The following is an 18,265-nucleotide window of genomic DNA, read 5'->3' as shown; positions in this document are numbered from 1 at the left end:
GGGTCCGAACCGCAGCGACAACGGGTCAGAGCGGCGGCCACGGCACGGACGGCCAGTCGGGGCTCGGGAAGGGGTGGACGCCCCGCTCGAGGAGCGCCACCACGCGCAGCGCGAGCGCCTCGACGTCGTCCTCGGGCAGCAGCGCGAGGAGGCGGTCGAGAGCCGTGTCGTCCTCGAGCGCCCGCCGCAGCCGGGTCAGCCGCTCGACGTCCCGCTCCGCGAGCGGCTCACCCGCCCAGCCCCAGAGCACGGTGCGCAGCTTGGGCGTGGGCGAGAACGTCACGCCGTGGTCGATGGCCCAGAGGCGGCCCTCACTGTCGCGCAGGCAGTGCGAGCCCTTGCGGTCGGAGTTGTTGAGGGCGGCGTCGAGCACCGCGAGCGAGCGCACGTCGTCGGCGCCCGAGTGCACGACGGTCACGGCCGACCCGCCGGGCGTCTCCCCGTCGAACACGGCGCGCCACCCGGACGGGGTGCGCCCCTCGGGCACGAGGTCGACGACGACGTCGTCGGCCACGGGGTCGAACGGGTCGCCGATCCACAGCTGCACCGACCCCGGGCCGAGCGGCCCGTCACGCATGACGGTCGGCGGCACGACCTCCCAGCCACCGAGCTCGGACACGACGTGCGCCGCCACCTCGCGGCCGGCGAGCGTGCCCTCGGGAAAGTCCCAGAGCGGGCGCTCGCCGCGGACCGGCTTGTAGATGACGTGGCCGCCGGGCAGCGTCGAGACCCGCGCGACGACAGCGAGGTTCGAGGAGTCGGTGATGCGCCCGAGGACCTCGATCTCGCCGGTCAGGTCGACCGACGACGGAGTCCCGTCAGCGCTTGTAGCCATTGGCCCGCGGGCAGATGTGGCCCGTGGGGTCGAGCGGGTTGCCGCAGAACGGGCACGGTGGCCGGCCGGCAGCGACGAGCGCGCTGCTGCGTCGGGCGAAGGCGCGGGCCTCAGCGGGGGTCAGGGCCACCCGCAGGGAGTTGCGCCCGAGCGGTCCCACCTCGTCGTCGGCGTCCTCGTCGACCTCGTCGGGATCGTGGTCGTGGCACTCGATGACGAGCTTCTGCGCGTCCTCGTCCCACGCGAGCGACAGGGTCTGCACCTTCCAGTCCTCGTCGAAGGGCGTCTGCAGCGGGTCGGTGTCCTCGGGGGCGCCTCCGGGCTCGCCGGGCTCGGCCGCCGCGGCGGGTGCGAGCTGGTCGAGCACGTCGTTGACGCGGTCGGCGAGGATAGAAACCTGCTGCTTCTCGACCCCCACGGTCACGACCAGTGGGCCGGTGCTCGCCTGGAGGTAGAAGGCCCGCTGGCCGGCGGGGCCGACCGTCCCGGCGACGAACCGGTCAGCGGGATCGAAGTCCTGGACCGTCATGCGTTCGACCCTATCCGACGGGGTCCGGTGTCCCGGCGCCCCCGCCCACGACGGCGTCGCCGTCGTCGGCCGCCGGCTTCTCCGGCGGACGCAGGCCGGTCAGGTCTCCCCCGACGTCGTTGAGCCGCAGCACGAACGGCTTGCGGCTGGTGTAGCGCACGACGCTGACCGATGCGGGGTCGACGTTGATCCGCTGGAAGTCGTCGAGGTGGGCGCCCGTGGCGTGCGACAGGATCGACTTGATGACGTCGCCGTGCGACACGGCGACCCAGACCGCGTCCTTGCCGTGCGTCTCGAGGATCCGCGCGTCGATCTCGCGGACGGCGCGCAGCGCCCGGTCCTGCATCTCGACCATCGACTCGGCGGGGTATGCCGCGGAGTCCGGGAAGCGCGCCTCGCTGGGCCGGTCCTGCACGACCTTCCAGAGCTCCTCCTTGGCGAGCTCCGCGATGGGCCGCCCGGTCCAGGCGCCGTAGCGGCACTCCCCCAGCCCGGCGTGGACGCTGCGGGCGACGTGGGACGGCAGCGGCGCCGCCAGCAGGTCGGCCGTCTGCACGCAGCGGTCGAGCGGCGAGCTGACCACCTCGACGACGGGCAGCACCGCTGCGGCGATCCGCTGCCCGACGGCGGCGGCCTGCGCCTCGCCGGTCTCGTCGAGGAAGACCCCGGGCATCCAGCCGGCCAGGGTGCCGGCGGTGTTGGACGTGGAGCGCCCGTGGCGCACGAACAGGACGGTGGGCACGAGCGCCACCCTAGCCCGCGGACGCGACGCCACCTCCGGCGTACGCCCGTGGTGCACGACGCCGGACGGCGGACGTGGTGAAGTAGTGGCGTGATCGTGGACAAGGCCATCTACCGCAACGGCCGGCGGCAGGGCTGCGGCGACCTCAGCGACGAGCTCGACGTGCTGCGCCTGACCCAGGACGGGTTCCTCTGGATCGGGCTCAAGGACCCGACGGACGCGGAGTTCGAGCTCGTCAACGAGGAGCTGCACCTGCACCCCCTCGCCGTCGAGGACGCCGTCAACGGTCACCAGCGCGCCAAGATCGAGAAGTACGAGTCGTCGGTGTTCGTCGTGCTGAAGACACTGCGCTACATCGAGGCGACGAGCGACATCGAGACCGGCGAGGTCATGCTCTTCATCGGCGACCGTTTCGTCGTCACCGTCCGGCACGGCGAGGGCAACCCGCTTGCGGGCGTGCGCCAGCGTCTCGAGACCGAGCCCGAGCGCCTGGGCCACGGCGCCATGACGGTGCTGCACGCGGTCATGGACTCGGTCGTCGACAACTACCTCGTCGTCGACCGCGAGGTGCGTAAGGACCTCGAGCAGATCGAGGAGCAGGTCTTCGCCTCCAACGAGGGCGGCGACGCCAACACGATCTACCGGCTCAAGCGCGAGGTCCTCGAGTTCCGGCGCGCCAGCCAGCCGCTCGCCGACACCCTGACGCAGTTCATGGAGCGGGCCCGCGGCCGGGGCCTGACCGAGGAGATGCTGCCCTTCTTCCGGGACGTCGCCGACCACCTTCGCCTCGTCAACGACCACGTCGAGTCCTACGACCGGCTGCTGACCGACGTCCTGTCCGCCCACCTCGCGAGCGTCTCGGTCAAGCAGAACGAGGACATGCGCCGGATCTCCGCGTGGGTCGCCATCGCGGCGGTGCCGACGATGATCGCGGGCATCTACGGCATGAACTTCGAGCACATGCCCGAGCTGACGGCGAGCATCCACCTCGGGACCGGCGAGTTCCAGTACGGCTACTTCCTCGTGCTCGCGGTCATGGCCACCGCGTGCGTCGGCCTCTACCGGGCCTTCAAGCGGTCGGGCTGGCTGTAGCGGCTCCTCGACGACGAGACGGCCGGCCCCCGCATGGGGGGCCGGCCGTCCGGTCTGCGCCAATGGCGCGCCGCTGTGCGGCGGCCGGGCGGGCTGCGGTCAGGTCGCGCTGACGAGCCCGGCCCCGAGCACGCCGGCCAGCAGGATGCCGAGGCCGACGCGGTACCAGACGAAGGGCAGCAGGGTGTTGCTCGCGACGAAGCGCAGCAGCCACGCGATGGAGGCGTAGGCCACGACGAAGGCCACGACGAGTCCGACGAGGACCGGGCCGATGCCGAGGGCCGAGAGGCCGTCCTTCTCCTCCACGGCCTGGAACAGTCCGGCGGCCGTCAGGGCCGGGATCGCCAGGAAGAAGCTGAGTCGCGTGGCCGTGACGCGGTCGATGCCGCGGGCGATGCCGGCCGAGATCGTGGCGCCCGAGCGCGAGACGCCGGGGATGAGCGAGAAGCACTGCACGAGGCCGATGACCAGACCGTCGATCGGGCGCACCGAGTGCTCACCGCGCAGCACGCCGCGTGCGTCGTAGCGGGCGTAGACGCGCTCCGCGACGACCATGACGACGCTCCACAGGAGCAGGGCGACCGCGACGACCCACAGGCTGCGGAGCGCACCGGAGATGACGTCGCGGGCGAGGAAGCCGACGATGCCGACCGGGATCGAGCCGATGACGACGGCCCAGGCCAGCCCGTAGTCGGGGTCGTGGCGTGCCTCGGCCGAGCCCAGGCCACGGAACCACGCCACCGCGAACCGCACGATGTCGCGGAAGAAGTAGAGCAGCGTCGCCGCGATGGCCCCGAGCTGGATGACGGCGGTGTAGGCCGTGACGGCCGGGTCGTTCACCTCGAGGCCGAGCAGCTTCTCGGTGATGGTCAGGTGGCCGGTCGAGGAGACCGGGAGGTACTCGGTGAGGCCTTCGACGACGCCGAGGATGACGGCGTCCAGGTAGCTGAGGTCAGCCATGGGTCAGGGTGGGCCTTCTGCGCAGGAGGGACGGGACGAGACCGCCGACCCTGTCGGGTCCGCGGCCGCTGGGCACAATGTCGCACCCTATCCACAACGCCGACTGGGAGCCGTCCGGGACGGGGACGGGCAGGAGAAGTCTCAGGGAACGTCCGGGGTGCCACGTCCAGGCGCGTCGGCGGGCGCGTCCACGGGTGCCTCGAGCCCGGCGATCCCGGCCACGACGTGCAGGGTCGCCACGGCCTGGTCGCGCGACATGCCGCCTCCGACGGCGACGGCGAGCGTCGTCACCCCGGCTTCCTCGTAGCGCCCGAGCCGCCGGGCCACGCGCTGTGGCGAGCCGAGCAGGGCGGTCTCGTCGATGAACTCCAGCGGCACGGCGGCCGCGGCCTCGCGGTGGCGTCCGGCGAGGTAGAGGTCCTGGATGCGGGCCGCGTCCTCCTCGAACCCCATCCGACAGGCGAGCTGGTTGTAGAAGTTCTGCTCACGCGAGCCCATGCCGCCGATGTAGAGCGCGCAGTAGTCCCGCACGTGGTCGGCAGCCGCCTCGACGTCGTCGACGAGCACGACGGGCGTGGTCGCCACGACGTCGAAACCCGTCATCGGCGCGTCGACCGGGCCGCGGCCTCCCTTGCGCCGACCGGTCTCGAGCGTCGAAAGCAGGTCGCCGGCGTGCTCCGGGCTGAAGAAGATGGCGAGCCACCCGTCGGCAATCTCGCCGGTCAGCTCGAGGTTCTTCGGCCCCACCGCGGCGAGGTAGACGGGCACGTCGGGGCGCACCGGACGCGCGGACAGCTTGAGCGGCTTGCCCGGGCCGTCGGGCAGCGGCAGCGGGTAGTGCGGTCCGGCGTGCGTCACGGTGTCGCGCCGCAGCGCCGCGCGGACGATCTCGACGTAGTCGCGGGTGCGACCGAGGGGGCTGCGGAACGGCACCCCGTGCCAGCCCTCGCTCACCTGCGGACCCGACACGCCGAGCCCGAGCCGGAATCGCCCACCCGACATCGTGTCGATCGTCGCGGCGGTCATCGCCGTCATGGCCGGCGTGCGCCCCGGGATCTGCATCACGGCGGACCCGAGGCCGACGTGCTCGGTCAGCGCGCCGATCCACGCGAGCATCGACGGGCTGTCGGAGCCGTATGCTTCCGCGACCCACACGCTGTCGTAGCCGAGCCGGTCGGCGGCCTGCGCGACCGCCACCTGGTCCGCTCCGGTCGTGCCGCGTCCCCAGTAGCCGAGATTCACACCGATCCTCATGCGGGGCAGGCTATCGGCGTCACCCTCGTCGTGCCGGTCGCTCGCGGTGCGGCGTCGCCCACTACCGTTCGTGACATGCGCAGGCGTCTCGGCTCGTCCGGTCTCTCGGTCACCCCACTGGCACTCGGGACCATGCTCTGGGGCAACTCCGTCGACCGCCACGAGGCCGGTGACCACCTGCGCGCGTTCGTCGAGGCGGGCGGCAACCTCGTCGACACGGCATACGGCTACGGCGGCGGCGACGCCGAGACGATCCTCGGCGGCCTGCTGGCCGGGACGGTGCCGCGCGACGACCTCGTCATCTGCACCAAGGCGGGCATCTCGCGGGCGGGCGGCGAGCGACGGGTCGACGTGTCGCGCCGAGGGCTGATGTCGCAGCTCGAGACGTCGCTGCAGCGGCTGGGCACCGACCACGTTGACCTCTGGCTCGTGCACACGTGGTCCGACGACGTCCCGCTGTCCGAGACGCTGTCCGCGTTGGAGTGGGCCGCCGCGTCGGGCCGTGCGCGCTACGTCGGCGTCTCCAACTACTCCGGCTGGCAGTCGGCGCGCGCCTTCAGCCTGCTCGAGTCCGCCCGGATCCCCTTGGTGGCCAACGAGATCGAGTACTCCTTGGTATGCCGTGTGCCTGAGCAGGAGGTCACGCAGGCCGCGACGTCGCTGGGTTTCGGGCTGATGCCCTGGTCGCCGCTGGGACGAGGCGTGCTCACCGGCAAGTACCGCAACGGCATCCCGTCGGGGTCGCGCGCGGCGTCGGCGGACTTCCCCGGTTTCGCCGAGCGTTTCCTCGACGAGCAGACGACCCGGGTGGCCGACGCGGTGGCGATGGCGGCCCGCGGTCTGGCCGCCAAACCGTCTGAGGTGGCGCTGGCCTGGGTGCGGGACCGCCCCGGCGTCGCGGCCCCCATCGTCGGCGCCCGGACCTCGGCCCAGCTGCGGTCGGCGATCGCGAGCCTCGAGCTGACGTTGCCGTCGGAGATCGTCGCGGCCCTGGACGACGTCTCCGCCTAGCGCAGGACCGCTTCGCGCTCGGAACCAGGGCGTGAGGCGCGAGGGCCCACAACCACAGGGCTCAGGAGCGCGGCGCGCCGGCTCCGTTGCTCGCCGGCGGTGTGGCGACGGTGCGGGTCGCGCCCGTCACGCCGTCGTCGAGGTCGTCGTCGTCCTCGTCGTCATACTCGTAGTCGTCGTCTTCGTCGTCATCATCGTCGTCATCATCGTCGGCGTCGTCATCGTCGGCGTCGTCGTCGTCATCGTCGTCGTCGTCTTCGTCGTCGTAGTCGTCCGAGTCGAGGCCCGCGTAGACCCGACCCTCGGTGCCGTCCTCGTCCTCGTGGCCGTCGAAGTCGTCGCCGTAGATCGCGAGCGGCGTGGCGACCTCGGTCGCCTCGTAGAGCGCCTCGTCGTAGTCGTCGAAGGCCTCGGCGAGGTCCTGGGCGGCCGCCATGACCATGGGGTGGTCGGGGTCTCGGCTCGCGTTCGCGGCCTCGAGGTGGCGTTCGAGGGCGGCGATCAGCTGCTCGAGGGCGGCGCGGGGGTCGGCGGTCATGCTTCGACCGTAGTCGACCCGTGCGCGGCGGAGCACCGATTCGGCGGCGGTTTCGGGCCCGACATGCGACGATCCCGCAGCGCCACGTGCTCGCTGCGGGATCGTTCATGCGTGGTCGGCAGGCCGTTCACCCACCTCGACGCGGAAGGTCACGTGCTCGTCACGTGACACTCACCAGCTGTCACATGGGCGCCTTGACGGTCTCGCCGGCGGGCGGGGCGGTGATGTCGACGGGCTCGCCGTACTTGCTCATCGTCATCTCGGCCTTGACGCCGGACAGGTCGAAGGTGACCTTGCGCAGCTGGTCCTTCTCGTCGAGCCACGCGGTGTAGTCGATGGTGCTCGGCATCTGCGTCTTGGAGTCGGCGGGGAGCTGGGCCTGCATCGCCTTCGTGTCGAGGGTCAGGTCGTACTTCCACGTCTTGTCGCCGTCGACGGTGTCCTCACCGACGAACTTGACGTCCGTGACCGCAGCGCCGAACTGGTCGTACATCTTCGTCGGGTCGGCCTGGTCCAGCGACTGCGAGAGCTGCTTGCCCAGGCTCGAGCTGCTGTCGATGACGGCCCACTTCCCGGCGGCGAGGCCCGGGAAGCCCTTCATGTAGACCTTCTTGTCGACGAGGATCATGTCGAGCTTCATGCTCGAGCCCATGTCCATCGACATCTTCATGGCGGGGTTGCTCGCGTCGACCTTGGTGTCGCCGGTGATGGCGATCTTCTGGCCGGCGGCGTCCATGGCCATGGTCACGTGGGCGGTGGTGGCGTTCTTGCCGGCTGCCTTCATGGCGGCGACGAAGGATGCCTTGTCCTTGTACGGCTGGCCGGCGGCCGGCGCCTCGCTGGTCGCGGCGGCCGAGCTGGCCTGGGTCTGACCCGCCGCGGGGGCCGGGCTCTCGCTCTTGCCACAGGCGGCGACGCCGAGGACCGCGGGAAGGACGATGACTGCTGCCGCGATGCGGCGGGTGTTCCATTTCATGTGTGTTTGACCTCCTGGGCCCTTGACGCCGGGCTGTGCCGAGCGGTTCCCCTGTTGCCGCGCCGCACGGGCTCACGAGGAGGTCCGGGCTGCGGTCGGATGACCCAGCGACGGTACCGCGGGCACCTATCCGCCACACCACGCATACGGTCTCGGTGGGGTCACGGTTGGTGTCAGAATGGTGGACGATGACGGATTACGAGTACCGGGTCCTCACGTTCGACCGCCACACGTCGAAGGCCCAGGCGCGGCAGGCGGTGCGCGAGCACGCGGAGTACGGCCGCTGGGAGCTGTCGCGCACGGTGATCTACGAAGGCGGCGTGCGCCGGATGTGGCTGCGGCGCAAGATCATGCGCGTGCAGCGCACGGCCTGACGCGCCCTACCCGCTCTGCCCCAGCGGGCCTTGGCGGGCCTCAGCAGGTCCGCAGGAAGTCACCGAGGACGCGCGCCCCGAAGCGGAGCGAGTCGACGGGCACCCGCTCGTCGATGCCGTGGAACATCGGGGCGAAGTCGAGGTCGGCGGGCAGCCGGAGCGGGGCGAAGCCGTAGCCGCTGATGCCCAACCGTCCGAGCGCCTTGTTGTCGGTGCCGCCGGAGAGGCAGTAGGGCAGGACGGCGGCCTCGGGGTCCTCCCGCAGCAGCGACTGCTTCATCGACTCGACGAGGTCGCCGGAGAAGGGCGCCTCGATCGCGACGTCGCGGTGCACGACCTCGACCTCGACGTGCTCGCCGGCGAGCTCGCGGATCGTGGCCATCAGGGCGTCCTCGTGGCCGGGCAGGAAGCGGCAGTCGACCGCTGCCGACGCGGTCTGCGGGATGACGTTGTGCTTGTAGCCCGACTCGAGCATCGTGACGTTGGCCGTGTCGCGCAGGGTGCCGCGCACGAAGCCCTGGGCGCCGCCGAGGGTGGCGAGCAGGGGCTCGAGGTCGTCGTCGGCCGACGAGAGGCCGGTCATGGTGCTGAGGGTGTCGAGCAGCTCCCGGACCGACGCGATGTACTCGCGCGGCCACTCGTGCGCGGCGATCCGTCCGATCGCGGCAGCGAGCCGGACGATGGCGTTCTCGTCGTTGGGCACGGAGCCGTGGCCGGCGCGACCGTGCGCCCGCAGGCGCAGCCACGCGATGCCCTTCTCCGCGGTCTGGAGCAGGTAGGCCCGCTGCTGGCCCTGAGGCGTCGGCACGGTGACGCTGTAGCCCCCCACCTCGCTGATGGCCTCGGTCACGCCGTCGAACCACTGCGGGTGGTGGTCGACGAGCCAGTGGCTGCCGTAGGTGCCGCCCGCCTCCTCGTCGGCGAAGAAGACGAACGTCGTGTCTCGGGCCGGCTTCGTGCCGGTGCGGGCGAAGTGACGGATGTTCGCGAGGATCATCGCGTCCATGTCCTTCATGTCGACGGCGCCGCGACCCCAGATGCACCCGTCGCGCTCCTCGGCGGCGAACGGGTCGACCTGCCAGTCGGCGGCGTTCGCCGGCACGACGTCGAGGTGGCCGTGCACGGCGAGGCCCGGGCGGGAGGAGTCCTCGCCCTCGAGGCGCACGACGACGGTCGCGCGCCCCGGCTCGCTCTCGAGCAGGGTGCCCTCGAGGCCCACCTCGGCGAGCTCTCCCATGACGTACTCGGCAGCCTTGCGCTCCCCCGGTCCCGAGCCGTCGCCGTAGTTGGACGAGTCGATGCGGATGAGCTCGGCGCACAGCCGCGCGACCTCGTCCTCGGGCGCCGAGGCGGTGCGGGAGGCCGGGGTCGTGGGGTGGGCTGGGGCGGTCGTCACGGGGCGGTCGGCGTCGGCGTGGCTCATGGCGATCAGCGTATGCCGCGGGCTCCGGACCCCTGCAGCCGCCCGTTTGGTCTTTTGGTCGGGCCACGTGTAACGTTTCGCCTCGCCGCAAGGGAATCCCACGAGCCCCTTGCATCACCTTGTCGGGGTGGCGGAATGGCAGACGCGCTAGCTTGAGGTGCTAGTGCCCTTAACGGGCGTGGGGGTTCAAGTCCCCCCCTCGACACCATGAGACCCCCGGGTTCCTGCAGGTCAGGACCCGGGGGTCTTCTCGTACCCGGCATTTTCTCTGGCGACGCCTCTGGCACAGACGTAACCTTTCATCGTGAGCGACGACATCGTGGCCGACGACGACACGGCGGACCTGACGGGCGACGTGACCGGTCTGGCGGACGACCTCTACGACGTCATCGGCCTGCTGCGGCGGCGGTCGCGGCGCCTCGTGGGCGCGCCGCTGCCCGAGCTGAAGCTCTCCGGCGCACAGCTCGAGCTCGTGCGGGTCGTGCGGCGCAACCCCGGCATCACCGTGGCGGAGTCCGCGCGCGTCCTGGGACTGGCCGCCAACACCGTCTCGACCCTCGTGGGACAGCTGCTCGCCGTCGACGTCCTCGTGCGGGAGCGGGACTCCAGCGACCGCCGGGTCGCCCGGCTCGACCTGACCGCGTCGGCGCGCACCGCGCTCGAGCAGTGGCGCGACCGGCGCGCCCAGACCACGGCCACGGCGCTGGCCGGACTCCCGGCCGACGAGCGTGCCCGCCTGGGCGACGCGCTCGTCACGATCGCGCGGATCGCCGCCGACCTGCCGGAGTCCACCGACGCCTCGCAGTCGCCGCCGGCCCCGGCGTCCGGGACGTCGGCCACCTCCCACGCAGTCCCCTCCGGCGCCGTCGCGCGCGAGCACCAGCCCTCGGGCGGCGACGGGTCGTGACGCCGGCCATCGACATCCGGGCGCTGACCTACAGGTTCGGCACCCACCTGGCCGTCGACGACCTGACGCTGGCGGTCGAGCCCGGCGAGTGCTTCGGGCTGCTCGGCCCCAACGGTGCCGGCAAGACGACGACGATCCGGCTGCTCAACACGCTGCTGCCGCTCCAGGCCGGTGAGGTCGACATCTTCGGGCGCTCGGTGCGCACCGACGCGATGCTCGTGCGGCGCCTCCTCGGCTACGTCCCCCAGCAGCTGTCCATCGAGGGCGCCCTGACCGGCCGCGAGAACGTCGAGTGGTTCGCCCGCCTGTTCGACGTCCCGCGCCGCGAGCGGTCTGCGCGCGCGGACGAGGTGCTCGACATGGTCGACCTGCGCACCGACGAGTCACGCCTGGCCTCCACCTACTCCGGCGGGATGGTGCGCCGCCTCGAGCTGGCCCAGGCCCTCGTCAACCGTCCGGCGCTGCTCGTCCTCGACGAGCCGACCGTCGGCCTCGACCCCGTCGCCCGCGACAGCGTGTGGCAGCGGGTCGCCGAGATGCAGCGCGACCACGGCATGACCGTGCTGCTCACGACGCACTACATGGAGGAGGCCGACGCGCTCTGCGACCGGGTCGCCCTCATGCACCGGGGTGCGTTGCGCGCCCTTGGGTCACCCGACGACCTCAAGGCCGCAGCCGGGCCCGGTGCGAGCCTCGAGGACGTCTTCCGCCACCACACCGGAGAGACCCTCGCCGACGAGCTCGCAGAGGGCGAGAATGGAGGGCTGCGCGGTGTCCGAGCGACTCGCCGAACCGCCCGCCGTCTGGGCTGACCGTCAGACCCGGACGGGTCCGGGTCTGCTCGCCTCGCGCATCGGCACGTTCTGCCTCGTCGAGCTGCAGAAGCTGCGGCACGACCGCAGCGAGCTCGTGACACGGGCGATCCAGCCGATCCTGTGGCTCGTCATCTTCGGCACGACCTTCACCCAGATCCGGGCGATCCCCACGGGCGGGATCCCCTACCTCGACTTCCTCGCGCCCGGCGTCATCGCGCAGTCGGCCCTGTTCATCGCGATCTTCTACGGCATCCAGATCATCTGGGAGCGCGACGCCGGCGTGCTGACCAAGCTGCTCGTGACACCGACCCCGAGGTCGGCCCTCGTGGCGGGCAAGGCGTTCGCCGCCGGGGTACGGTCCGTCGCCCAGGCCGTCATCGTCATCGTCGTCGCGGCCCTCATGGGCGTGGCAATGACGTGGAACCCGGTCCGGCTGCTCGGCGTGGTCGTCGTCGTCATGCTCGGCGCCGCGTTCTTCTCGTGCCTGTCGCTCAGCATCGCCGGCGTCGCCCTCAAGCGCGACCGCCTCATGGGCATCGGGCAGGCGATCACGATGCCGCTCTTCTTCGCCTCCAACGCGCTCTACCCGATCGAGATGATGCCGGGCTGGCTCCAGGTCGTCAGCCACGTCAACCCGCTGACCTACGAGGTCTCCGCGCTGCGCGGTCTCCTGCTCGGGACGACGACGAACTACTGGGTCGACTTCGGCGTCCTCGTCGGCAGCGCCGGGGCCGGCATCGTCTGCGCCGCCTCGCTCATCGGCCGTCTGGCGCGCTGACACCGTCCCGACACCGCCCGTTGTCGCCGTGACCGTACGCTGTGCCGCGTGACCTTCCTGCGTGCCCTGTTCACCCTGCTGCGGGGACGCGGATTCCGACGGCTCTTCGTCAGCCGCGTCACGTCCTCGTTCAGCGACGGGGTGTTCCAGGTCGCGCTCGCCAGCCACATCCTCTTCAACCCGGAGCAGGCCGCCGACGCGCAGGGCATCGCCATCGCCTTCGCCATCGTGCTGCTGCCCTACAGCGCCCTCGGCCCGTTCGTCGGGGTGCTGCTCGACCGGTGGCCACGGCGTCGGGTCATCGTCGTCAGTCAGCTCGTGCGAGCAGCCGCGATCCTCGGGGTGGCCGGCCTGGTCTCGGGAGCCGGCACGGGGCCGGCCTTCTTCGGGCTCGTCCTGCTCGTCTTCTCCGTCAACCGCTTCATCCTCGCCGGACTCTCGTCGGCCATGCCGCACGTCGTTCCTCGGGAGTCGCTCGTCAGTGCCAACTCCGTTGCGCCGACGTGCGGTTCGCTCGCCTACCTGCTCGGCGGCGCCGTCGGCACCGGCCTGCGTGCGCTGGGCGGCAGCGACGTCCTCGACGTGCTCCTCGCCGCGGCCGGCGTGGTGGCCGCGACGTGGGCCGCGACCCGGCTGCCGTTCATCGGACCGGACGACACGAGCGGCGCACCGTCGGTCGGCCAGATCACCCGGTCGGTGGTGACGGGCCTGGCCGAGGCCGTGCGCACGCTCCCCCGCCGAGCCCGGCTGCTTCTCGTGCTCGTCTTCCTCACCCGCATCCCCTTCGGCTTCCTCCTTCTCCAGACGCTGCTGCTCTTCCGGGGCCCCTTCGAGTCCGGCCACGGCGCGCGCGGCTTCGGCATCGCCGCGGCCGCCTCCGCCGTCGGGTTCGCCTCGGCCGCGTTCGTCACGCCGTGGCTCGCCCCCCGGCTGACCGCCGTGCCGTATGCAGCCCGCATGCTCGCGCTCGGGGCCTTCGTCTGTGCCGTGCTGGGGCCGTTCCTCACGCCGTGGAGCATCGTCGTCGTCGGCTTCTTCGTGTCCTTCACCTCGCAGTGCGTCAAGATCACCGTCGACTCCCTCCTGCAGGCCCACGTCGACGACCACCTCCTCGGCCGCGCCTTCTCGGCCTACGACGTCGTCTACAACGCGGGCATGGTCGCGGCTGCGGCGCTCGGTGCGCTCGTGCTGCCCGCGACCGGCCTCGCCTGGTGGCCCCTCGCGTCGTTCGCCGTCATCTATGCCTGCGCCGCGATGCTGCTGGGCCGGCTGTGGTCACGCGCCACGGTGCTCGACCACGAGCGGCCACTAGGCTGACCGCGTGCTTCCCGAGCTGACCGCCACCCGCTACGTGACGCCGCTCAAGGAAGGCGGTTCGCTGCCCGGCATCGTCGAGGCCGACGACGACGGCACCTACGTCCTAAAGTTCCGTGGCGCCGGGCAGGGGCTCAAGGTCCTCGTGGCCGAGGTGCTCGTCGCCGGCATCGCCCGCCTGCTCGAGGTGCCGGTCCCCGACCTCGCCGTCATCCGCCTGGACCCGCGGATCGCGAAGTACGAGGCGGACGAGGAGGTCCAGGACCTGCTCACCGCGTCGGTCGGGACCAACCTCGGCGTCGACTTCCTGCCCGGCTCCCTCGGCTACGACGGATCGCGTCCGCCGGACGCCGACCTCGCCGAGCGGATCATCTGGCTCGACGCCCTGACCGCGAACGTCGACCGCACGTGGTCCAACCCCAACCTGCTCGTCTGGCACGGCCGCACCTGGGCCATCGACCACGGCGCCGCGCTCTACTTCCACCACTCGTGGCCGAGCCGGGCGCCCTCCCCCGAGCGCTTCGCCGCCCAGCCCTTCGACGCGAGCCGGCACGTCCTGCGCGACGTCGCCGGTGACGTCGGTCGCCGCCACGACGAGCTCGCAGCCGCCCTGACGCCGAAGGCCCTCGAGGCCGTGGTCGCGGAGGTGCCCGACGAGTGGATCGAGCCGACCCCCGACCTCGCCGACGCACCCGCGGTGCGCGCGGCATACGCCCAGATGATCCGCGCTCGTCTCGACGGGCCACTCACCTGGGTGCCGAGGGGGGTCGCGGCGTGAACGCGTACCAGTACGTGCTGCTCCGGCTCGTGCCGCGCGTCGACCGCGAGGAGTTCATCAACGTCGGCGTCGTGCTCTACTCCCAGGACGCCGGCTTCCTCGACGCCGCCTGGGAGCTCGACGAGCACCGCGCCGCGGCGCTGTCCCCCACCTGCGACCTCGACGGCGTGCGCTCGATGCTCGAGCGGGTGCGGGCGGTGTGCCGGGGCGAGACCGGACGCGGGCTGCCGACGCTCGACAAGCCGGGTCAGCGGTTCGGCTGGATCATCGCCCCGCGCTCGACCGTCGTGCAGCCCGGGCCGGTCCACGGCGGCCTCTGCGACGACCCGGCCGTCGAGCTCGAACGCCTCCTCACCCGGCTCGTCCGGCCGGCGAACGCCTGACCGACCGTCAGCCGCGCCGGCGCAGTGCCCACATGGCGACCGCGCTCGCGGCCGCGACGTTGAGCGAGTCGACGCCCCCGGCCATGGGGATGCGCAGGGTGAGGTCGGCGTCGGCGACGGTCCGGTGCGACAGGCCGTCGCCCTCGGTGCCGACGACGAGCGCGAGCCGCTCCGGCGGCGTCGACTCCAGGTCGTCCAGCGAGACGGAGTCGTCGGAGAGTGCCATCGCGGCGACCGTCAGACCGGCCTCGTGAAGCAGGCCGATCCCCTGCGGCCACGGGTCGATCCGCGTCCACGGCACCTGGAAGACGGTGCCCATCGAGACGCGGATCGAGCGGCGGTAGAGCGGGTCGGCGCACCGCGGTGTGATGAGCACCGCGTCGACTCCAAGAGCCGCGGCGGACCGGAAGATCGCGCCGACGTTGGTGTGGTCGACGACGTCCTCGAGGACGATGACCCGCCGCGCGTCGGCGATGAGCGACTCGACGCTCGGCAGCGCGGGGCGCTGCATGGCAGCCAAGGCGCCCCGGTGGAGGTGGAAGCCGGTCAACTGCTCGATGACCTCGTGCTCACCGAAGTAGACGGGGATGCCGTCCGCCTCGGCCTCGGCGACGATGTCGGCGAGGTCGTCGAGCCAGCGCCGCGCCATGAGGTAGGACCGTGGCCGGTGCCCGGCCCGCAGCGCCCGCCGGATGACCTTCTGGCTCTCGGCGATGTAGAGCCCCTTCTCGGGCTCGTGGCGCCGGCGCAGCACGACGTCGGTGAGGGACACGTAGTCGGCGACGCGGGGGTCGGTGGGGTCGGAGATCTCGATCGGCACGCCCGTCAGGTTAGTGGCGGCCGTGTGTCATCCCGACATCGCGTGAGGAGGCGGCTGGCGCCCTCGGGCAGCCCCGGGCTCCCGAGGCGGCCTCGCTCAGGGGAACCAGACGAGCTTGACGATGGCGACGAGGCCGATGGCGATGATGAGTCCGCGCAGCACGTTCGGCGGGATGCGGCGTCCGACGCGCGCACCGATGATCCCGCCGACGAAGGCGCCGACGCCGATGAGCAGGACGATGAGCCAGTCGATGTGCTCGCGCGCGAAGAGCACGAAAACCGCTGCCGCGACGAGGTTCACGACGAGCGAGAGGACGTTCTTGTAGCCGTTGAGGCGCTGGAGAGGCTCGAGGCTCAGGGCACTGAGCAGGCCCATGAGCAGCACGCCCTGGGCCGCCCCGAAGTAGCCGCCGTAGACCCCCGCGAGGAAGACGCCCGCCGCCATGGCCGGCGTGTGCCAGCGAGGCGTCGGCTCGCCCTCGCCCCGGGAGTGCACGTGGCTCTGGATGCGGGGGCCGGCGAGCACGAGGACCAGCGCGATGAGGATGAGCACCGGGACGATGGCCCGGAAGGCCGACGCCGGAAGGACGAGCAGCAGGCCCGCCCCCACCACCGAGCCGACGAACGACATCGGCATGAGGCGGCGCAGCGTCGGCGCCTGTCCCCCGAGCTCGTGCCGGTAGCCCCAGGCGCCGGTCACGCCCCCCGCGACGAGCCCGATGTTGTTGGACACGTTGGCGACGAGCGGGTTGACGCCGAAGAAGAGCAGCGTCGGGAAGGTGATCAGCGTGCCCGAGCCGACGATGGTGTTGATGATCCCGGCCCCGGTCCCGGCGAGCGCGACGGCGACGGCGGACCAGAACGACACCCGGTCACCCTACAGAGGGTGACCGGGTGTCGTCGGAAGGGACCGTCAGCGCTGCGTGGGCGGGACGTCGGGCAGGTCGCCCGGCTGCGCCGGTGCAGCGATGTCGGGCGCGGGCGGCAGGACCGGCGGCGTCGCGGCGGGCGGCGGCGGCACGTCGAGGCCCTCCGAGCCGTAGCCGGGCTGCTGGCGACCGATGGGCGCCGCGTGCTCGGTGGACTCGGCACTGGCCTGGGCGGCCTGGCCCCGAGCCTCGGCGAGAGCCTTGGCCGGGTCCTCGAGCACCGTCTCGGCGAACGCGTTCTCGACGCTGTCCCCGCTGTCGACCCACTGCTCGTCGTCGTGGTCGCTCGGCGCCTGCTCGCTGCCACCGAGCGCGTTGCCGATGCCCTTGAGGGCGTCGGTCAGCTCCGACGGGATGATCCACATCTTGTTCGAGTCGCCGCGCGCGATCTGCGGTAGCACCTGGAGGTACTGGTAGGCGAGCAGCTTCTGGGTCGGCTTGCCGCGGTGGATGGCGTCGAACACCTGCTGGATGGCGCGTGCCTGGCCCTGGGCCTCGAGGATGCGGGCCTGGGCCGAGCCCTCGGCGCGCAGGATCTGGCTCTGCTTCTCACCCTCGGCCGTGAGGATGGCCGACTGCTTGAAGCCCTCTGCGGTGAGGATCGCGGCACGACGGTCGCGCTCGGCACGCATCTGCTTCTCCATCGTCTCCTGCACCGAGTGGGGCGGGTCGATGGCCTTGAGCTCGACGCGGTTGACGCGGATGCCCCACTTGCCGGTGGCCTCGTCGAGGACGCCACGGAGCTGGCCGTTGATCTGGTCGCGGCTCGTCAGCGCCTGCTCGAGGTCGAGCGAGCCGATGACGTTGCGCAGCGTGGTGACGGTCAGCTGCTCGATGCCCTGGATGAAGTTCGCGATCTCGTAGACCGCGGCCTTCGCGTCGGTCACCGAGTAGTAGATGACGGTGTCGATGTTGACGACGAGGTTGTCACTGGTGATGACGGGCTGCGGCGGGAAGGTCACGACCTGCTCGCGCAGGTCGATGTTGGCGCGCACCTTGTCGACGAACGGGATCAGGAAGTGGATGCCTGCCGTCAGCGTCTTGTTGTAGCCGCCGAGCCGCTCGACGATCTGTGCCGTCTGCTGCGGCACGATGCGCACGGTGCGCAGCACGACGACGAGCGCCACGATGACGATGAGAATTGGAATGATGAGTACCGGGTCCACGACCTTCTCGACCTTCTCCCTGTTGCGTCCGTGCTCCCCCGAGGAGGCACGGCTGGTGCGGGCGGGCCGGTCGACCCGCTCGTTCGTTCGGTGGTGACGGTTGGTGACGGTTGCTGACGTCCCTCTGGCTCGTGCCGTGGTGCCGTGGCCGTTCGGCTCAGCTCCCCACGACGCGTGCGCGGCTCACGATGGCGGTCGCCCCGTCGATGGAGTCGACGACGACCTCCTCGCCGGGTTCGATGTCGTCGCCCAGGGTGCGGGCCGACCACGTCTCGCCGGCGAGCTTGACCTGCCCGCCGGCGGGGTTGACCCGGTCGATGGCAACGGCCGAGCGCCCCACGTGGGCGGCGGTGCCCATGATCTGCTGGGGAGTGCTGGCCTGGAGCCGGTTCTTCAGCCACGGGCGCACGATCGCCAGCAGCGCGACGGCGACGAGCGCCGCGACGACCGCCTGCACGACCGGTGGCGCTCCGAAGGCCGCCGCCACCGAGCCGCCGACGGCACCGCCGGCGAGCATGAGGAAGGTGAAGTCGACGGTCACCGTCTCGATGGCCACCAGCACGAGGGCCACCCCCAGCCAGACCATCCATGCGTGCCCCTCGAACACGTGCCCCCACCCTGCCTTCGATCGAGCCGGCGACG

The 18,265-nt window shown here is 71.7% G+C and carries 21 protein-coding genes and 1 tRNA gene; 10 read left to right on the top strand and 12 right to left on the bottom strand.

The window, feature by feature from the left end:
- Nucleotides 1–25: 25 nt before the first annotated feature.
- From U5C87_RS14475 to U5C87_RS14465, 3 genes are read right to left on the bottom strand one after another with little or no spacing between them, the layout of a single operon-like run.
- Nucleotides 26–835, bottom strand: a complete 810-nt coding sequence (locus tag U5C87_RS14475; protein WP_330473239.1) for an SCO1664 family protein — start codon at nucleotides 833–835, stop codon at nucleotides 26–28.
- Complete coding sequence (locus U5C87_RS14470) at nucleotides 819–1,364, bottom strand: DUF3090 domain-containing protein (protein ID WP_330473238.1); 546 nt, start codon at nucleotides 1,362–1,364, stop codon at nucleotides 819–821. Before U5C87_RS14470 ends, U5C87_RS14475 begins: the two co-directional genes overlap by 17 nt.
- A gap of 10 nt (nucleotides 1,365–1,374) precedes the next feature.
- Nucleotides 1,375–2,106, bottom strand: coding sequence for an MSMEG_4193 family putative phosphomutase (locus tag U5C87_RS14465; protein ID WP_330473237.1), 732 nt, complete (start codon nucleotides 2,104–2,106; stop codon nucleotides 1,375–1,377).
- A 90-nt stretch (nucleotides 2,107–2,196) separates the two neighbouring features.
- Here U5C87_RS14465 and corA point away from each other — a divergent pair, with 90 nt between their 5' ends.
- Nucleotides 2,197–3,198, top strand: coding sequence for a magnesium/cobalt transporter CorA (corA, locus tag U5C87_RS14460; RefSeq protein WP_330473236.1), 1,002 nt, complete (start codon nucleotides 2,197–2,199; stop codon nucleotides 3,196–3,198).
- 99 nt (nucleotides 3,199–3,297) lie between these two features.
- Here the strand turns inward: corA and U5C87_RS14455 are convergent, their stop codons facing one another.
- Entirely contained in the window at nucleotides 3,298–4,158 is an 861-nt protein-coding gene (locus U5C87_RS14455; RefSeq protein WP_330473235.1) for an undecaprenyl-diphosphate phosphatase, read from the bottom strand.
- 141 nt (nucleotides 4,159–4,299) lie between these two features.
- Nucleotides 4,300–5,412 carry an LLM class F420-dependent oxidoreductase gene (locus U5C87_RS14450; RefSeq protein WP_330473234.1) on the bottom strand — a complete coding sequence of 371 codons (1,113 nt, stop codon included), beginning with the start codon at nucleotides 5,410–5,412 and terminating at the stop codon, nucleotides 4,300–4,302.
- A gap of 75 nt (nucleotides 5,413–5,487) precedes the next feature.
- On the opposite strand from U5C87_RS14450, the gene U5C87_RS14445 reads away from it, so the two are divergent.
- Nucleotides 5,488–6,423: an aldo/keto reductase gene (locus U5C87_RS14445; RefSeq protein ID WP_330473233.1), complete on the top strand. Its 936-nt coding sequence runs from the start codon at nucleotides 5,488–5,490 to the stop codon at nucleotides 6,421–6,423.
- Nucleotides 6,424–6,484: 61 nt separating this feature from the next.
- On the opposite strand, the gene U5C87_RS14440 is transcribed toward U5C87_RS14445, so the two are convergent.
- Together U5C87_RS14440 and U5C87_RS14435 are read right to left on the bottom strand one after the other, a co-directional pair.
- A complete protein-coding gene (locus U5C87_RS14440) occupies nucleotides 6,485–6,859 on the bottom strand; it encodes a hypothetical protein (RefSeq protein WP_330473232.1) in 375 nt (124 codons plus the stop codon).
- 283 nt (nucleotides 6,860–7,142) lie between these two features.
- A complete protein-coding gene (locus tag U5C87_RS14435; RefSeq protein ID WP_330473231.1) occupies nucleotides 7,143–7,937 on the bottom strand; it encodes an LppX_LprAFG lipoprotein in 795 nt (264 codons plus the stop codon).
- A 188-nt stretch (nucleotides 7,938–8,125) separates the two neighbouring features.
- On the opposite strand from U5C87_RS14435, the gene U5C87_RS14430 reads away from it, so the two are divergent.
- Nucleotides 8,126–8,311: a DUF5703 family protein gene (locus U5C87_RS14430; protein ID WP_030146024.1), complete on the top strand. Its 186-nt coding sequence runs from the start codon at nucleotides 8,126–8,128 to the stop codon at nucleotides 8,309–8,311.
- A gap of 40 nt (nucleotides 8,312–8,351) precedes the next feature.
- Here U5C87_RS14430 and U5C87_RS14425 read toward each other — a convergent pair whose 3' ends face one another.
- Nucleotides 8,352–9,734, bottom strand: a complete 1,383-nt coding sequence (locus tag U5C87_RS14425) for a M20/M25/M40 family metallo-hydrolase (RefSeq protein WP_330473230.1) — start codon at nucleotides 9,732–9,734, stop codon at nucleotides 8,352–8,354.
- Between the two features lie 121 nt (nucleotides 9,735–9,855).
- Between U5C87_RS14425 and U5C87_RS14420 the strand changes: the two genes are divergently transcribed.
- The 7 genes from U5C87_RS14420 (at nucleotide 9,856) to U5C87_RS14390 (ending at nucleotide 14,709) form a co-directional block, all read left to right on the top strand.
- Nucleotides 9,856–9,942: transfer RNA gene (locus U5C87_RS14420), tRNA-Leu, on the top strand.
- A 96-nt stretch (nucleotides 9,943–10,038) separates the two neighbouring features.
- Entirely contained in the window at nucleotides 10,039–10,641 is a 603-nt protein-coding gene (locus U5C87_RS14415) for a MarR family winged helix-turn-helix transcriptional regulator (protein ID WP_330473229.1), read from the top strand.
- On the top strand, nucleotides 10,638–11,453 hold the full coding sequence (locus U5C87_RS14410; protein ID WP_330473228.1) for an ABC transporter ATP-binding protein: 816 nt from the start codon (nucleotides 10,638–10,640) through the stop codon (nucleotides 11,451–11,453). The genes U5C87_RS14415 and U5C87_RS14410 overlap by 4 nt, the downstream gene beginning before the upstream one ends.
- Nucleotides 11,413–12,234, top strand: a complete 822-nt coding sequence (locus U5C87_RS14405) for an ABC transporter permease (RefSeq protein ID WP_330473227.1) — start codon at nucleotides 11,413–11,415, stop codon at nucleotides 12,232–12,234. The genes U5C87_RS14410 and U5C87_RS14405 overlap by 41 nt, the downstream gene beginning before the upstream one ends.
- A gap of 48 nt (nucleotides 12,235–12,282) precedes the next feature.
- A complete protein-coding gene (locus tag U5C87_RS14400; RefSeq protein WP_330473226.1) occupies nucleotides 12,283–13,551 on the top strand; it encodes an MFS transporter in 1,269 nt (422 codons plus the stop codon).
- A 4-nt stretch (nucleotides 13,552–13,555) separates the two neighbouring features.
- Entirely contained in the window at nucleotides 13,556–14,326 is a 771-nt protein-coding gene (locus tag U5C87_RS14395) for a HipA family kinase (protein WP_330473225.1), read from the top strand.
- Complete coding sequence (locus tag U5C87_RS14390; RefSeq protein WP_330473224.1) at nucleotides 14,323–14,709, top strand: DUF3037 domain-containing protein; 387 nt, start codon at nucleotides 14,323–14,325, stop codon at nucleotides 14,707–14,709. Before U5C87_RS14395 ends, U5C87_RS14390 begins: the two co-directional genes overlap by 4 nt.
- Before the next feature lie 7 nt (nucleotides 14,710–14,716).
- Here the strand turns inward: U5C87_RS14390 and U5C87_RS14385 are convergent, their stop codons facing one another.
- The 4 genes from U5C87_RS14385 to U5C87_RS14370 all read right to left on the bottom strand — a co-directional run bounded on the left by U5C87_RS14385 (nucleotide 14,717) and on the right by U5C87_RS14370 (nucleotide 18,230).
- Nucleotides 14,717–15,529, bottom strand: coding sequence for a TrmH family RNA methyltransferase (locus tag U5C87_RS14385; RefSeq protein ID WP_330473223.1), 813 nt, complete (start codon nucleotides 15,527–15,529; stop codon nucleotides 14,717–14,719).
- Nucleotides 15,530–15,625: 96 nt separating this feature from the next.
- A complete protein-coding gene (locus U5C87_RS14380) occupies nucleotides 15,626–16,396 on the bottom strand; it encodes a sulfite exporter TauE/SafE family protein (RefSeq protein ID WP_330473222.1) in 771 nt (256 codons plus the stop codon).
- Nucleotides 16,397–16,441: 45 nt separating this feature from the next.
- Nucleotides 16,442–17,623, bottom strand: coding sequence for an SPFH domain-containing protein (locus tag U5C87_RS14375; RefSeq protein ID WP_330473221.1), 1,182 nt, complete (start codon nucleotides 17,621–17,623; stop codon nucleotides 16,442–16,444).
- Nucleotides 17,624–17,780: 157 nt separating this feature from the next.
- A complete protein-coding gene (locus U5C87_RS14370; RefSeq protein ID WP_330473220.1) occupies nucleotides 17,781–18,230 on the bottom strand; it encodes an NfeD family protein in 450 nt (149 codons plus the stop codon).
- Between the last annotated feature and the right edge of the window lie 35 nt (nucleotides 18,231–18,265).

Source organism: Terrabacter sp. C0L_2 (assembly GCF_036352015.1).
Taxonomy (GTDB): domain Bacteria; phylum Actinomycetota; class Actinomycetes; order Actinomycetales; family Dermatophilaceae; genus Terrabacter; species Terrabacter tumescens.
Note: the sequence above shows the minus strand (reverse complement) of the source record. Positions and strands in the feature narration are given on the sequence as shown.

Coding starts and splice junctions, on each gene's coding strand:
- U5C87_RS14445 (WP_330473233.1), top strand. CDS start 5,488: ATGCGCAGGCGTCTCGGCTCGTCCGGTCTCTCGGTCACCCCACTGGCA.
- U5C87_RS14440 (WP_330473232.1), bottom strand. CDS start 6,859: ATGGCGGCCGCCCAGGACCTCGCCGAGGCCTTCGACGACTACGACGAG.
- U5C87_RS14425 (WP_330473230.1), bottom strand. CDS start 9,734: ATGAGCCACGCCGACGCCGACCGCCCCGTGACGACCGCCCCAGCCCAC.
- U5C87_RS14475 (WP_330473239.1), bottom strand. CDS start 835: ATGGCTACAAGCGCTGACGGGACTCCGTCGTCGGTCGACCTGACCGGC.
- U5C87_RS14430 (WP_030146024.1), top strand. CDS start 8,126: ATGACGGATTACGAGTACCGGGTCCTCACGTTCGACCGCCACACGTCG.
- U5C87_RS14455 (WP_330473235.1), bottom strand. CDS start 4,158: ATGGCTGACCTCAGCTACCTGGACGCCGTCATCCTCGGCGTCGTCGAA.
- U5C87_RS14435 (WP_330473231.1), bottom strand. CDS start 7,937: ATGAAATGGAACACCCGCCGCATCGCGGCAGCAGTCATCGTCCTTCCC.
- U5C87_RS14450 (WP_330473234.1), bottom strand. CDS start 5,412: ATGAGGATCGGTGTGAATCTCGGCTACTGGGGACGCGGCACGACCGGA.
- U5C87_RS14470 (WP_330473238.1), bottom strand. CDS start 1,364: ATGACGGTCCAGGACTTCGATCCCGCTGACCGGTTCGTCGCCGGGACG.